The organism is Streptomyces sp. NPDC058086 (assembly GCF_042885015.1).
GTDB lineage: Bacteria > Actinomycetota > Actinomycetes > Streptomycetales > Streptomycetaceae > Streptomyces.
In genome coordinates, this window is record NZ_JBHVST010000033.1 from 1 (window position 1) to 13,480 (window position 13,480).

The following is a 13,480-nucleotide window of genomic DNA, read 5'->3' on the forward strand; positions in this document are numbered from 1 at the left end:
CCTGGCGGCGGGGGGGTTTTTGCCCCCCGCCGGCGTTTTTTCGTGCGCGGGTGCCGCGCGTACACCGCCGGGACCACCCCGGTGTCTCAGCCGAACTGCTGCTCCAGGTCCTTGAGCTTGCGCTCCAGGGAGTCGAGCCGCGGCAGGGCCATCGTGTCGTCCTCCGCGGTGAGATCGACCGTGATCGGGTCACCACTCTTGCGGACGGGCTGAAGGGACGGCCGTGAGCGTACGGGCAGCTCCGGCGCTATGGCAGGCTCCGCGGTGGCCTGCGCGGGAGCACGCTCCACGGTCGTCTCCAACTGCTGCCGACCACCACCACCGCCACCACGGCCGGGCAGGCCCCGGTGACCGCGGCTGAGCGCCTTGAGGTGCGCCCGCTCGACCCGCTCCTCGTTCCGTCGGCGCAGGCGGTTCTGCTCCTTCTGGCGCTTGTCCTCGCGGACCTCCTCCACCGCCTCGTCCAGGGTGCGGACGTTCTCCAGGAGCATCAGCGACCAGGCGCTGTACGTCTCACGGGGCGCGCGCAGCCAGCGGACGATACGGATCTGCGGCAGCGGACGCGGGACCAGGCCCTGCTCACGCAGCGCGGCACGGCGGGTCTGCTTCAGCGCCCGGTCGAACAGCACGGCGGCCGACAGGGACATGCCCGCGAAGAACTGGGGAGCGCCCGAGTGGTCCACACCCCGGGGAGCATGCACCCAGTTGAACCAGGCGGCGGCACCGGCGAAGGTCCACACGAGGATCCGGGAGCCGAGCGCCGCGTCTCCGTGGCTGGCCTCGCGCACGGCGAGGACGGAGCAGAACATGGCCGCGCCGTCCAGACCGAACGGGACGAGGTACTCCCAGCCGTCGGTGAGTCCGAGGTTCTGCTGGCCGAAGCCGACGAGGCCGTGGAAGGAGAGTGCCGCGGCGACCGCGGCACAGCAGAAGAGCAGCACGTAGGAGGCCGTGCCGTAGACGGCTTCCTTACGCCTGCGACGCTCCTCGCTGCGCTCCCACGAGTCGTCGTTGTTGCTGCTCGCGTTCTCCCCGGACCGCTTGCTGCGCGCGAGCACCGCCACCGCCGCCAGCAGTCCCAGGAGCAAAACGGCGCCCGGAAGCAGCCAGTTCAGCGATATGTCGGTCAATCTCATCTGGGGTCCCTTGCATTGGGATAGGGCGTAACGCCCGCCATATTGGCCCACGCCCGTCGACCCTCAGGGGGTTTCGGGGCAAGAGGCCGCCAAGAGAGTGCAAGGGGATGCGCAGGGCGACATTCTGCTCGAACTGCCGCGCGAGGGACGGGAGCTGAGTGCGAATAAGATTACCCGTACGGATGGTTCTACGGAAAGTTCCTGCGACAAGTGAGGAAGTTGTGAAGTGCCTGTCATCTGTCGGGCACCCGTCGGGAGTCTCAATCGGAGTTGATCTTAGAGCACCCGGAGGACCGTCCGTGCGACGGGGTGGGCGCTCAATCCGTCGCGTGGGCCGTCAACTTGGCGATGCGGTCCGTGTCGCAGGTGCGCGGGCAGTTGGCGCAGGTGTCCTCGGGACGCAGGGTGTAGAAGAAGCAGCAGCTCGCCCGGTCGCGGGTGGGCAGGGACTCCCCGTTCGGGCCACTCAGCTCACGGAACGCGGCGGATCCGACGTACGGCCGGGTGGCCCCCGGCAGCAGCAGCTCCAGCTCGCGCAGCGCGCGCCGCTCCTCGCCGAGCAGCTCGGCGACGTACCAGAGACCCTCGACGACCTCGTCGGTCGCCATGCCCCACAGGGCCCGGCCGCGGCGCCGCATGCGCGGGCCGAAGCCGCCGAGGACCGGCTCCAGGTGTTCGGCCGCCGCCGCCCGCACCTCGGCCCGCAGCGCCCCCTCGTCCGGGACGACCCGGGCGCCGGGCAGCAGGGCCGCCGGGTCGCCCGGCAGGCAGGCGAACTCCTCGACCCGGACCGCCATCCGGCCGAGTGTGCGCTGGAATGTGACGCGCTCCACAGGAAGCCGGGGCACCCGGCGCAGCAGGAACCACGGGACGGTGATCAGCAGACAGGCCGGCCACGCGTACCGGTGCAGCCCGAAGCTCGCCACCACGTCCGGGCGCGCCCGCTGTCCGTAGTCCCTGATGATCTGCGCCTCGTCCCAGGCGAGGAAGGTGTCGAGGTCGGCCCCGCCCGCCGCGAGCCCGGCGGCGCCGACCCAGCCGTCGCCCTCCGGGGCCGATTCCTCCTGCCCCAGTTCCCGCACGCTCAGCTCCGGAAAGACCTCGGTCAGCCGGGTGTACGCGTCCGTGACGGCCGAGCGGGCGGGGTGGGCGTCGGCGAGGCCCGGGGCGCCTGTGGCCAGGGCGGGAGCGGACATACGGGTACCCCGCTTCACGATCGTTAAGAGGTTAGGCTTACCTTACCCTCAATATCGGATGTTTGAACTGGGGCCATGTGCGCCTATGGTGCTTGACGGACGGGTAACAACCGCCGCAATGACCCCCAAGTACCACCAAGCCCGGAGGAGGACCCCGTGGAGCAGGCCGGTTCGCTGGGCGCGCGCGGTTCCACCGGGTCGGCGGCCCCGGACATCCGTACGGCGTCCGTCCGTGTGCCCGCACAGGCGCGGGCGGGAGACGTCGAGCGGGAGCGGGGCGTCGCCTCGGACGAGTCCCGGTCCGCCTCCGCAGCCCGTGGCGAGCACACCCACAGCGAGCCGCCCATCCCGCACCCCCGCGTGGAGAGCGCGCGCCCCGTGGTCCAGCGGGCCTCGGTGCGCGGGCAGATCCTCGACGCCCTGCGCACCGCCCTCGTCGCGGGCGAGCTCGCCCCCGGCCAGGTGTACTCGGCGCCCGTGCTCGGCGAACGCTTCGGGGTCTCGGCCACGCCCGTACGCGAGGCGATGCAGCAGCTCGCCCTCGAAGGCGCCGTCGAGGTCGTACCGAACAGGGGCTTCCGGGTCGTCCGGCGAGGGACGCGCGAGCTGGCCGAGCTCGCCGAGATCCGCGCCCTCCTCGAAGTGCCGGTGGTGCTGCGCCTCGCCCGCACGGTGCCCGCCGCGCGCTGGGCCGAACTGCGCCCGCTCGCCGAGGCGGCGACGCGTGCCGCGTCCGCGGGGTGCCGTGCCACCTACGCCGAGTGCGACCGCGCCTTCCATCACGCGATCCTCGCCCTCGCCGGCAACGACCAGCTCGTACAGTTCGCCGACGACCTGCACCGCCGCGCCCAGTGGCCCCTCGCCGGCGGCCCCGTCCCGCGCGGGCGCGCGGACCTCATGGCCGACGCCGCCGAGCACATCGCCCTCCTGGACGCCCTGACCGCCCAGGACCTCCCGGTCGTCCAGTCCCTCGTGCGAGAGCACTTCGCCGACAGGGCCTAGTCCTGTCCGGTACGTCGCCTTCCCCCGACGGACGTCACGGCTCCGTACGTGCCGGGCGACAGGACGCGCCGACGGGAACCCCGACGGCCCCGCACGCGTGTCCCCCGGTACCAGCAGCACACCGGGGGAGAAGAGAAGATGCCCGACCCGTCCTGGCAGGCGATGCAGCAAGCCCAGCAGGCCCAGCAGATCCACCAGAACCACGTACGTCACCACCGCGCGGCACACGACATGGCCCGGGCCCACGCCCGCCACACCGGGCCACCCCACACGCACCGTCCCGTGCCGCACGGCGGCGCCCGGGGCGGCGGCCTGCGCGGCCTCCTGTTCCTGATCATCATCGTCGGGGTCGTGGTATACGTCGTCCACGACCCCGAACTCCGCACCGAGGTGGGGAACTTCGCCCGCAACCTCTTGGCGCACGTCCAGAGCAACTGACCCGGTCCGGCGAACGCGGGGGACTACAGCGACCCTTCAGGGGCGTGGGGAACTGCTGCGCGACCAGCCACGACGAATCCGCAGCCTCCTCGCAACCTCAAGCCGTCGCCGCAGGCGGAGTCAACTGCCGGGCCAGCCAGGTGGGCACACCCCCGAGCAACCGGAACAACCGCCCCGCCTCCGCCCGCAGCCGGGACGCCTCCGGCTCGACCTCGGCATCCGCGAGCGAGGCCAATGCCGGGGCGGTGCCCACCAAGTACCCCAACTCCTCCCGAATCCGCAGGGATTCGGCGAACCCGTGCCGCGCCTCGGCCAACTCCCCCTCCCGCAGGGCGAGTCCGGCAAGGTGCCGCCAGGTGAAGGAGAGCAGAAGCGGGTCGCCCTGGGCGACGGCGCCCGCATGGGCACGCCGGTACGCGGCCCGCGCGGCCTGCGGCGACTGCGCGAGGTTCTCGGCGAGCAGCCCGCGCCGGAAGTCCAGCAGCGCCCGCCCCGGCGCCCCCGGGGCGATCAGCGCGGCGGCCCGTCCGAGCGCGGCCCGCGCCTCGTCCGCCCGGTCGCGCACCCCGAGCAGCGTGGCCGCGTACGCGAGCTGACCGCGCTCACAGGCCGCCGCCCCGCGCTCGTCGTCGCTCTGGGCCACCGCCTCCGCCGTCCGCAGCGCGTCCTCCGCCTCGGCCCAGCCCTGCTCGGTGTACAGGCACCGCTCGACGAGGAGCGAGGCTCTCTGCAGCGCAGGCCCCGCCGTCCCGGGCTGGAGCAGTGCGGCGGCGTCGACCCAGCAGGCGCGTGAGCGCAGCCGCCATACCGCGGTCTGGAGTGGATCGTCCCCTGCGTTCGTTCCGGAACCAGACATGGCGGTATGCGCCACGTTGCCCTCCCCGAGCACGCCATTGAGCTGTTGAGTGGTGGCATCTCAGCACGGATCGCGGTACCCGGCCAAGGGGGTGGGTGAAGGATTTCACAAAGTCGTGGGACTGGTGCGGCACTTGCTGACACACGCAGCACGCACCCGTGACCTCAGCTCATGCGCAACGCCAGGAAGAAGTCGAGCTTGTCCTCGAGGCGGGAGAGGTCCCGGCCCGTCAACTGCTCGATGCGGCCCACCCGGTAGCGCAGTGTGTTGACGTGCAGGTGGAGCCGCGTGGCGCAGCGCGTCCAGGAGCCGTCGCAGTCGAGGAACGCCTCCAGGGTGGGGATGAGTTCGGCGCGGTGGCGGCGGTCGTAGTCCCGGAGCGGGTCGAGCAGGCGCGCGGTGAAGGCACGGCGTACGTCGTCCGGCACGAAGGGCAGCAGGAGGACGTGTGAGGCCAGCTCCTGGTGCCCGGCCGCGCAGACCCGGCCGGGGCGGGCGGCGGCGACCCGGCGCGCGTGCCGGGCCTCCTCCAGGGCGCCGCGCAGCCCCTCGGCCGAGTGCACGGCGGCGCTGACGCCGAGGGTGAGCCGCCCGTCGTCGTTCAGGCCGGCCGACAGCGGGTCGCGTACGGCCTCCAGGAGGGCGTCCGCGAGGACGCCGGACTCGGAGCCGTCGTGTTCCGCGGAGACCGCCAGAAGGGGGACGAGCGCGATCGCCTCCTCACCCGTATGAGCGACGGCGATCCGGTCGGAGTGCTCGGGGCCGCTGGTCAGCGGGTCGACGAGGATCTCCTCCAGGAGCGACTGGGCGACCGGACCGGCCTCGATCTGGCCGCCGTCCCACTCGACGCGGGCCACCACCACCTGCCAGTGCGGTGCGGCGCCGAGCCCGGGCAGGAGCACCGGCGCGGCGACGCGCAGCCGGGCCGCGATCTCCGCGGGGGCCGCCCCCGTCTGCACCAGTTCGAGGACCTCCTGCGCGAGCCGGCGCCGCACCGTGCGCGCCGCGTCCCGCCGGTCCCGCTCGACCGCGATCAGCTGGGTGACGCCCTGGAGCAGGTCGAGCCGCTCCGCGGGCCAGTCCCCGGCGTCCGCCTCGACCGCGAGCAGCCAGTCGGAGAGCACTGTCTCGCGTACATCGCGGGAGGCGGCCGCGGAGCGCCCGGAGGAGCGGATCGGGAAGAGGGAGTAGGTCGTCGTGCCCACGAGCACCCGGTGCGGTCCGCGCCGCCCGGTGCGCGCCGCCGCGAGGTGCTCCGCGGCCAGCTTCGCGGACACGTCCGCGGGCAGCGCGGCCCCGGCGAGCTTCGAACCGGCGATGGGGCGTCCGGTGGGGGAGAGCACCCAGGCCCGCAGGTCCAGGTCGGTGCCGAGCAGGTCGAGGACCACGTCGGGGCCGCCGCCCGCCGGGCCGGACGTCATCATCCGCCGGTGCCGGTCCACCACGGCCGCGAGGTCTCCGGCGCGCTCGCCCGAGACCTGGCGTACGACATGCTCGGTGATCGTCGCGAACGCCACCGACTCGTGCACGGCGAACAGCGGCAGCCGGTGCCGGACGCAGGCCAGGACGAGGTCCTCCGGGACGTCGCCGAGCTCCGCCTCACCGGCGGCGAGGGCCGCGACCCCGGCGGCCGCCAGGATCCGTACGAAGGGTTCGGAGTCCTCGGCGCCGTGCCGCCAGGCGAGGCCGGTGAGGACCAGTTCGCCGCCGGAGAGGTAGCGGCTGGGGTCCTTGAGGTCCGTGGTCATCACACCGCGTACGGTGCGGTCCAGCTCGTCCTCGCCGCCGAGCAGCTTCAGGCCCAGCGCGTCGGTGTCCAGCAGTGCGCGCAGCCGCATTCTCGTCGCCGCCGTTCTTGTCTCGAAATCTACGATGGATCTGAAGGTGAGCAATGGGCGAGCGGGTCCGCGAGCCGTACTCCCTGGTCCCAGCGTGTGCTGGATGTTTCCTGTCGTTTCCATGGGAAAACGAGGAGGTTACTGATGACCTCCGTTCATACGAATCTACAAGATGACCGCCCTGGCCAGCCAACTCCTTCATGGTTTCGGTGACTGACCCCGGTGGAGGACAGCGCGGTGTACTGACCTCACTCCACGTGAACAACTCATGAACGAGCCCGGGCCGCCGCACACGATCTGGCTTGATCAGAACGACCCACGATACGAAGAAGAGAGCCACTCATGGACTTCCTTCGCCCCGCCAGCTGGGAGGAGGCGCTCGCCGCGAAGGCCGAGCACCCCACCGCTGTGCCGATTGCGGGTGGCACCGATGTGATGGTCGAGATCAACTTCGATCACCGCCGGCCCGAGTACCTCCTCGACCTGAACCGCCTCGGCGAGCTGAGCGAGTGGGAGGTCGGCGAGGAGAGCGTGCGCCTGGGCGCCTCCGTCCCGTACACCCAGATCATGGAGAACCTGCGCAGCGAGCTTCCCGGCCTGGCCCTGGCCTCCCACACCGTGGCCTCTCCCCAGATCCGCAACCGCGGCGGCGTCGGCGGCAACCTCGGCACCGCCTCCCCGGCCGGCGACGCCCACCCCGCCCTCCTCGCGGCGGGCGCCGAGGTCGAGGCCGAGTCCGTACGGGGATCGCGGCTGATCCCGATCGACGCGTTCTACACCGGCGTGAAGCGCAACGCGCTCGCGCCCGACGAGCTGATCCGCGCCGTCCACATCAAGAAGGCCGACGGCCCCCAGCAGTACTCCAAGGTCGGCACCCGCAACGCCATGGTGATCGCGGTCTGCGCCTTCGGCCTGGCCCTGCACCCCGAGACGCGTACGGTCCGCACCGGCATCGGCTCGGCCGCGCCCACGCCGGTCCGCGCCAAGGCCGCCGAGGAGTTCCTGAACGCGGCGCTCGACGAGGGCGGCTTCTGGGACAACGGCAAGATCATCACCCCGTCGGTCGCCAAGCAGTTCGCGGACCTCTGCTCCGCCGCCTGCAACCCGATCGACGACGTCCGGGGCACCGCGAGCTACCGCCGCCACGCGGTCGGCATCATGGCCCGCCGCACCCTGACCTGGACCTGGGAGTCGTACCGCGGCGTCGCCGCCCACACGGAGGGAGTCGCGTAATGCGTGTCAATTTCACGGTCAACGGCCGTCCGCAGGAAGCCGACGACGTGTGGGAGGGCGAGTCCCTGCTGTACGTGCTGCGCGAGCGCCTGGGCCTGCCCGGCTCCAAGAACGCCTGTGAGCAGGGCGAGTGCGGTTCCTGCACGGTCCGCCTGGACGGCGTGCCGGTGTGTTCGTGTCTGGTCGCGGCCGGCCAGGTCGAGGGCCGAGAGGTCGTCACCGTCGAGGGCCTCGCGGAGTTCGCCAAGCAGCGTGCGGAGCACGGCGGTTGCGCCACCGGCTCCTGTGGCACCTCGCTGGACGAGGCCAGGCGCTGGGAGTCCAAACCCCAGGACTCCCACACCGGCGAGGGCGGACAACTCTCCCCGATCCAGCAGGCGTTCATCGACGCGGGCGCCGTCCAGTGCGGCTTCTGCACCCCGGGTCTGCTGGTCGCCGCCGACGAGATGCTGGAGCGCAACCCCACGCCGACCGACGCGGACATCCGCGAGGCGCTCTCCGGCAACCTGTGCCGGTGCACCGGCTACGAGAAGATCATGGACGCGGTCCGCCTCGCGGCCGCCCGGCAGTCCGAGGCGGTCTGACCATGGGAACCACGGGTACACCCACCAACCTCACACAGGGCTCCAAGACCAGGGGCGGCATCGGCGAGTCGACGCTCCGCCCGGACGGCATCCTCAAGGTCACCGGCGAGTTCGCGTACTCGTCCGACATGTGGCACGAGGACATGCTCTGGGGCCAGATCCTGCGCTCCACGGTCGCCCACGCCGAGATCGTCTCCATCGACACCGGCGAGGCCCTCGCGACGCCCGGCGTCTACGCCGTCATGACGTACGACGACCTGCCGACCGAGGTGAAGAACTACGGCCTGGAGATCCAGGACACGCCGGTCCTCGCCCACGGCAAGGTCCGCCACCACGGTGAGCCGGTGGCGATCGTCGCCGCCGACCACCCGGAGACCGCGCGCCGCGCCGCCGCCAAGATCAAGGTGGAGTACCGCGAGCTGCCGGTCATCACGGACGAGGCGTCCGCGACCGCGCCGGACGCGATCCTGATCCACGAGGGCCGCGACGACCACCACATCGGCCATGTCCCGCACCCGAACATCGTGCACCGCCAGCCGATCGTCCGCGGCAACGTCGAAGAGGCCGCCAAGAAGGCCGACTTCGTCGTCAAGGGCGAGTACACCTTCGGCATGCAGGACCAGGCGTTCCTGGGCCCGGAGTCGGGTCTCGCGGTCCCCGCCGAGGACGGTGGCGTCGACCTCTACATCGCCACCCAGTGGCTGCACTCCGACCTGCGCCAGATCGCGCCCGTCCTGGGCCTGCCCGAGGACAAGGTCCGGATGACGCTCTCGGGCGTCGGCGGCGCGTTCGGTGGACGCGAGGACCTGTCGATGCAGATCCACGCCTGCCTGCTCGCCCTGCGCACCGGCAAGCCCGTCAAGATCGTCTACAACCGATTCGAGTCCTTTTTCGGGCACGTGCACCGCCACCCCGCGAAGCTCTACTACGAGCACGGGGCGACCAAGGACGGCAAGCTCACCCACCTGAAGGCCCGGATCGTCCTGGACGGCGGCGCCTACGCCTCCGCCTCCCCGGCGGTCGTGGGCAACGCCTCCTCGCTGGGCGCGGGCCCGTACGTCGTCGACGACGTCGACATCGAGGCCATCGCCCTCTACACCAACAACCCGCCCTGCGGCGCCATGCGCGGCTTCGGCGCCGTCCAGGCCTGCTTCGCCTACGAGGCCCAGATGGACAAGCTCGCCGACGAGGTGGGCATGGACCGGGTGGCCTTCCGCCAGCTCAACGCGATGGAGCAGGGGACCGTCATGCCGACCGGGCAGGTCGTCGACTCGCCTGCCCCGGTCGCCGAACTCCTGCGCCGGGTCAAGGCGATGCCGCTGCCGCCGGAGCAGCAGTGGCTCGCGGCCGGCGAGGCGGCCGACGTACGGCAGCTGCCGGGCGGCCTCTCCAACACCACGCACGGCGAGGGCGTCGTCCGTGGTGTCGGCTACGCGGTCGGCATCAAGAACGTCGGCTTCTCCGAGGGCTTCGACGACTACTCGACGGCCAAGGTCCGCATGGAGGTCGTCGGCGGCGAGCCGGTCGCGACCGTGCACACCGCGATGGCGGAGGTCGGCCAGGGCGGCGTCACCGTCCACGCGCAGATCGCCCGCACCGAGCTGGGCGTCACCCAGGTGACCATCCACCCGGCCGACACCCAGGTGGGCAGCGCCGGTTCGACGTCCGCGTCCCGGCAGACGTACGTCACCGGCGGCGCCGTCAAGAACTCCTGCGAGCTCGTCCGCGAGAAGGTCCTGGAACTGGGCCGCCGCAAGTTCGGTACGTACCACCCCGCTTGGGCGACGGCGGAGCTGCTCCTGGAGGGCGGCAAGGTCGTCACCGACGGCGGCGAGGTGCTGGCCGACCTGGTGGACGTGCTCGGCGACGAGGCCGTCGAGATCGAGGCCGAGTGGCGCCACCGCCCGACCGAGGCCTTCGACCTCCGTACCGGACAGGGCTTCGGCCATGTCCAGTACACGTTCGCCGCGCACCGCGCGGTCGTCGAGGTCGACACCGAACTCGGGCTGGTCAAGGTCATCGAGCTGGCCTGCGCCCAGGACGTCGGCAAGGCGCTCAACCCGCTGTCCGTCGTCGGCCAGATCCAGGGTGGCACCACCCAGGGCCTGGGCATCGCGGTCATGGAAGAGATCATCGTCGACCCCAAGACCGCGAAGGTGCGCAACCCCTCCTTCACGGACTATCTGATCCCCACGATTCTCGACACGCCGACCATCCCGGTCGACGTGCTCGAACTCGCCGACGACCACGCCCCGTACGGGCTCCGTGGCATCGGCGAGGCCCCGACCCTGTCGTCCACCCCGGCCGTCCTCGCGGCGATCCGGAACGCGACGGGTCTGGAGCTCAACAGGACGCCGGTACGCCCCGAGCACCTGACCGGCAAGTAACCCTCTGTTCGTCTCGGGCCGTCCCCCGGGTCGTGCACCATCCCAAATCCCGCAGCAACCACCGTGGTTGCTGACGCGGGTGCCCCTGTGAACCTTGGGAGATGGCATCATGACCCAGCAGTCAGTGGAGCCCAGGACCGTCGCCGACGACGCGGGTGCGGGAACCCGCGTCCCGGCCGGGCGGTCCTGGCTCGACCGTTACTTCCACATATCCCAGCGGGGATCCACGGTCGCGCGTGAGGTGCGCGGCGGCGTCACCACCTTCATGGCGATGGCGTACATCCTCCTGCTCAACCCCCTGATCCTGTCCGGCAAGGACGCGGCGGGGCACACACTCGGCCAGAACGCGCTGATCACCGCGACGGCGTTCGCGGCGGCCTTCAGCACGCTCCTGATGGGCTTCTTCGGCAAGGTGCCCCTGGCCCTCGCCGCCGGACTCTCCGTCTCCGGAGTGCTCTCCTCGCAGGTCGCCCCGCAGATGACCTGGCCGCAGGCCATGGGCATGTGTGTGATCTACGGAGTGGTCATCATGCTCCTGGTCGTCACCGGCCTGCGCGAGATGATCATGAACGCGATCCCGCTGGCGCTGAAGCACGCCATCACCATGGGCATCGGCCTGTTCATCGCGCTGATCGGCTTCTACAAGGCCGGATTCGTGCACCAGGGGAAGTCCACCCCGGTCACCCTCGGCCCGGCCGGTGAACTCGCCGGCTGGCCGGTCCTGCTCTTCGCCGCCACGCTGCTCGCCATCTTCATGCTCCAGGCGCGCGGCATCCCCGGCGCGATCCTGATCGGCATCGTCGGCGGCACCGTACTCGCCGTGATCCTCAACGCCCTCGGCGTCATCGCCCCCAAGCAGTGGGCGAGCGGCGCCCCCGAACTGCACGGCAGCGCCGTCTCGATGCCGGACTTCTCACTCTTCGGCAAGGTCGAGTTCGGCGGCTGGGGCGACGTCGGAGTGATGACGGTCGGCATGATCGTCTTCACGCTGGTCCTCGCCGGGTTCTTCGACGCGATGGCCACCATCATCGGCGTCGGCACGGAGGCCGAACTCGCCGACGCGCAGGGCCGGATGCCGGGCCTGTCCAAGGCGCTGTTCATCGACGGAGCGGGCGGAGCGGTCGGCGGGGTCGCGGGCGCGTCGGGCCAGACGGTCTTCGTCGAATCGGCGACCGGGGTCGGCGAGGGCGCCCGTACGGGCCTCTCCTCCGTCGTCACCGGCCTGTTCTTCGCGGCCTGCCTCTTCTTCACCCCGCTGACGGCGATCGTCCCCGGCGAGGTCGCGGCGGCGGCACTGGTGGTCATCGGCGCCATGATGATGATGAACGCCCGCCACGTGGACTGGGCCGACCGCGCCACCGCGATCCCGGTCTTCCTGACCGTCGTCGTGATGCCGTTCACGTACTCCATCACCGCGGGCGTCGCGGCCGGAGTGCTGTCGTACGTCGCCATCAAGATCGCCCAGGGCAAGGCCCGGGAGATCGGGGCGTTCATGTGGGGCCTGACGGCGATCTTCCTCGTCTTCTTCGCTCTGAATCCGATCGAGAGCTGGATGGGCGTGCACTGACACGCCCCTTCCGGTCGACGACCCTCCACGCACCCCCTGTTAAGGAGACCGAGACATGCTGGACATCGCCGAAGAGCTGCACCGGTGGGTCGAGCAGGGACGCGACTTCGCCGTGGCCACCGTGGTGGCCGTCAGCGGCAGCGCGCCCCGCCGGCCCGGCGCCGCACTCGCCGTCGACTCCGACGGCACGGCGATCGGCTCGGTCTCCGGCGGGTGCGTGGAGGGCGCGGTCTACGAACTGTGCCGACAGGCGCTCCAGGACGGCGAGAGCGTCCTGGAGCGCTTCGGATACAGCGACGAGGACGCCTTCGCCGTCGGTCTGACCTGTGGCGGCATCATCGACATCCTCGTCACTCCGGTCCGGGCGGGCGACCTCGCCCGGCCGGTGCTCGGCACCGCGCTGGCCGCCGCCGCGAAGGGGGAGGCGGCGGCGGTCGCACGGATCGTCAGCGGCCCCGCCGAACTGCGGGGTCGCGCGCTGCTCGTCCGCCCCGACGGCTCGTACGAGGGTGGCTTCGGCGCCCATCCCGAGCTGGACCGCACGGTGGTCGGCGAGGCGGGCGCCTTCCTGGACGCGGGCCGTACCGGCACCCTGGAGATCGGAGAGCAGGGCTCTCGTTGCGGAGCGCCGCTCACGGTTCTGGTCGAGTCGTCCGTGCCGCCCCCGCGCATGATCGTGTTCGGCGCGATCGACTTCGCGTCGGCGCTGGTCCGTATGGGCAAGTTCCTGGGGTACCGCGTCACGGTGTGCGACGCCCGCCCGGTCTTCGCGACCGCCACCCGCTTCCCCGACGCCGACGAGATCGTCGTCGAGTGGCCCCACAAGTACCTGGAGCGCACGGAGACGGACGCCCGGACCGTCCTGTGCGTCCTCACCCACGACGCCAAGTTCGACGTCCCGCTGCTGCGGCTCGCGCTGCGGCTTCCGGTCGCGTACGTCGGCGCGATGGGTTCCCGGCGCACGCACCTGGACCGCAACGACCGCCTGCGCGAAGTCGGTGCCACCGAACTGGAGTTGGCGCGCCTCAGGTCCCCCATCGGCCTCGACCTGGGCGCCCGCACCCCCGAGGAGACGGCCCTGTCCATCGCCTCGGAGATCGTGGCCAACCGGCGCGGGGGGAGCGGGGTGTCGCTCACCGGGGCACACACGCCGATCCACCACGACGCGACGTCGGTTCCGGCACGGTGGATCGGGTCGGTGGCCTGAGCGGGGTCGGGGGAGCGCGGGGGTGATGCGGCCGCG

11 protein-coding genes are annotated in these 13,480 nt (G+C 71.5%); 7 read left to right on the forward strand and 4 right to left on the reverse strand.

Features of this window, described 5'->3' with window-relative positions:
• Positions 1-86: 86 nt before the first annotated feature.
• Positions 87-1,136 (reverse strand): DUF2637 domain-containing protein, encoded by a 1,050-nt coding sequence (locus ACFVWD_RS25045; protein ID WP_075031095.1) that lies wholly within the window; start codon positions 1,134-1,136, stop codon positions 87-89.
• A 317-nt stretch (positions 1,137-1,453) separates the two neighbouring features.
• Complete coding sequence (locus ACFVWD_RS25050) at positions 1,454-2,332, reverse strand: (2Fe-2S)-binding protein (protein ID WP_389599093.1); 879 nt, start codon at positions 2,330-2,332, stop codon at positions 1,454-1,456.
• A 156-nt stretch (positions 2,333-2,488) separates the two neighbouring features.
• On the opposite strand from ACFVWD_RS25050, the gene ACFVWD_RS25055 reads away from it, so the two are divergent.
• Together ACFVWD_RS25055 and ACFVWD_RS25060 are read left to right on the forward strand one after the other, a co-directional pair.
• On the forward strand, positions 2,489-3,334 hold the full coding sequence (locus tag ACFVWD_RS25055; RefSeq protein WP_389599094.1) for a GntR family transcriptional regulator: 846 nt from the start codon (positions 2,489-2,491) through the stop codon (positions 3,332-3,334).
• A 138-nt stretch (positions 3,335-3,472) separates the two neighbouring features.
• Entirely contained in the window at positions 3,473-3,772 is a 300-nt protein-coding gene (locus ACFVWD_RS25060) for a hypothetical protein (protein WP_389599096.1), read from the forward strand.
• A 97-nt stretch (positions 3,773-3,869) separates the two neighbouring features.
• Here the strand turns inward: ACFVWD_RS25060 and ACFVWD_RS25065 are convergent, their stop codons facing one another.
• Positions 3,870-4,643: a hypothetical protein gene (locus ACFVWD_RS25065; protein WP_101403851.1), complete on the reverse strand. Its 774-nt coding sequence runs from the start codon at positions 4,641-4,643 to the stop codon at positions 3,870-3,872.
• A 149-nt stretch (positions 4,644-4,792) separates the two neighbouring features.
• On the reverse strand, positions 4,793-6,466 hold the full coding sequence (locus tag ACFVWD_RS25070; protein WP_389599098.1) for a PucR family transcriptional regulator: 1,674 nt from the start codon (positions 6,464-6,466) through the stop codon (positions 4,793-4,795).
• Positions 6,467-6,808: 342 nt separating this feature from the next.
• Here ACFVWD_RS25070 and ACFVWD_RS25075 point away from each other — a divergent pair, with 342 nt between their 5' ends.
• The 5 genes from ACFVWD_RS25075 to ACFVWD_RS25095 all read left to right on the forward strand — a co-directional run bounded on the left by ACFVWD_RS25075 (position 6,809) and on the right by ACFVWD_RS25095 (position 13,444).
• Positions 6,809-7,699: an FAD binding domain-containing protein gene (locus ACFVWD_RS25075; RefSeq protein ID WP_389599099.1), complete on the forward strand. Its 891-nt coding sequence runs from the start codon at positions 6,809-6,811 to the stop codon at positions 7,697-7,699.
• Positions 7,699-8,283, forward strand: a complete 585-nt coding sequence (locus ACFVWD_RS25080; protein WP_060901054.1) for a (2Fe-2S)-binding protein — start codon at positions 7,699-7,701, stop codon at positions 8,281-8,283. The genes ACFVWD_RS25075 and ACFVWD_RS25080 overlap by 1 nt, the downstream gene beginning before the upstream one ends.
• A gap of 2 nt (positions 8,284-8,285) precedes the next feature.
• Complete coding sequence (locus tag ACFVWD_RS25085; protein ID WP_389599101.1) at positions 8,286-10,670, forward strand: xanthine dehydrogenase family protein molybdopterin-binding subunit; 2,385 nt, start codon at positions 8,286-8,288, stop codon at positions 10,668-10,670.
• Positions 10,671-10,779: 109 nt separating this feature from the next.
• Positions 10,780-12,237, forward strand: coding sequence for an NCS2 family permease (locus tag ACFVWD_RS25090; RefSeq protein WP_389599103.1), 1,458 nt, complete (start codon positions 10,780-10,782; stop codon positions 12,235-12,237).
• 55 nt (positions 12,238-12,292) lie between these two features.
• Positions 12,293-13,444 carry an XdhC family protein gene (locus tag ACFVWD_RS25095; protein ID WP_389599202.1) on the forward strand — a complete coding sequence of 384 codons (1,152 nt, stop codon included), beginning with the start codon at positions 12,293-12,295 and terminating at the stop codon, positions 13,442-13,444.
• The last annotated feature ends 36 nt before the right edge of the window (positions 13,445-13,480 follow it).

What these genes read in the sequence shown, in the direction of transcription:
- ACFVWD_RS25060 (WP_389599096.1), top strand. Translation starts at nt 3,473, where the DNA reads ATGCCCGACCCGTCCTGGCAGGCGATGCAGCAAGCCCAGCAGGCCCAG.
- ACFVWD_RS25050 (WP_389599093.1), bottom strand. Translation starts at nt 2,332, where the DNA reads ATGTCCGCTCCCGCCCTGGCCACAGGCGCCCCGGGCCTCGCCGACGCC.
- ACFVWD_RS25070 (WP_389599098.1), bottom strand. Translation starts at nt 6,466, where the DNA reads ATGCGGCTGCGCGCACTGCTGGACACCGACGCGCTGGGCCTGAAGCTG.
- ACFVWD_RS25045 (WP_075031095.1), bottom strand. Translation starts at nt 1,136, where the DNA reads ATGAGATTGACCGACATATCGCTGAACTGGCTGCTTCCGGGCGCCGTT.
- ACFVWD_RS25075 (WP_389599099.1), top strand. Translation starts at nt 6,809, where the DNA reads ATGGACTTCCTTCGCCCCGCCAGCTGGGAGGAGGCGCTCGCCGCGAAG.
- ACFVWD_RS25090 (WP_389599103.1), top strand. Translation starts at nt 10,780, where the DNA reads ATGACCCAGCAGTCAGTGGAGCCCAGGACCGTCGCCGACGACGCGGGT.
- ACFVWD_RS25080 (WP_060901054.1), top strand. Translation starts at nt 7,699, where the DNA reads ATGCGTGTCAATTTCACGGTCAACGGCCGTCCGCAGGAAGCCGACGAC.
- ACFVWD_RS25095 (WP_389599202.1), top strand. Translation starts at nt 12,293, where the DNA reads ATGCTGGACATCGCCGAAGAGCTGCACCGGTGGGTCGAGCAGGGACGC.
- ACFVWD_RS25085 (WP_389599101.1), top strand. Translation starts at nt 8,286, where the DNA reads ATGGGAACCACGGGTACACCCACCAACCTCACACAGGGCTCCAAGACC.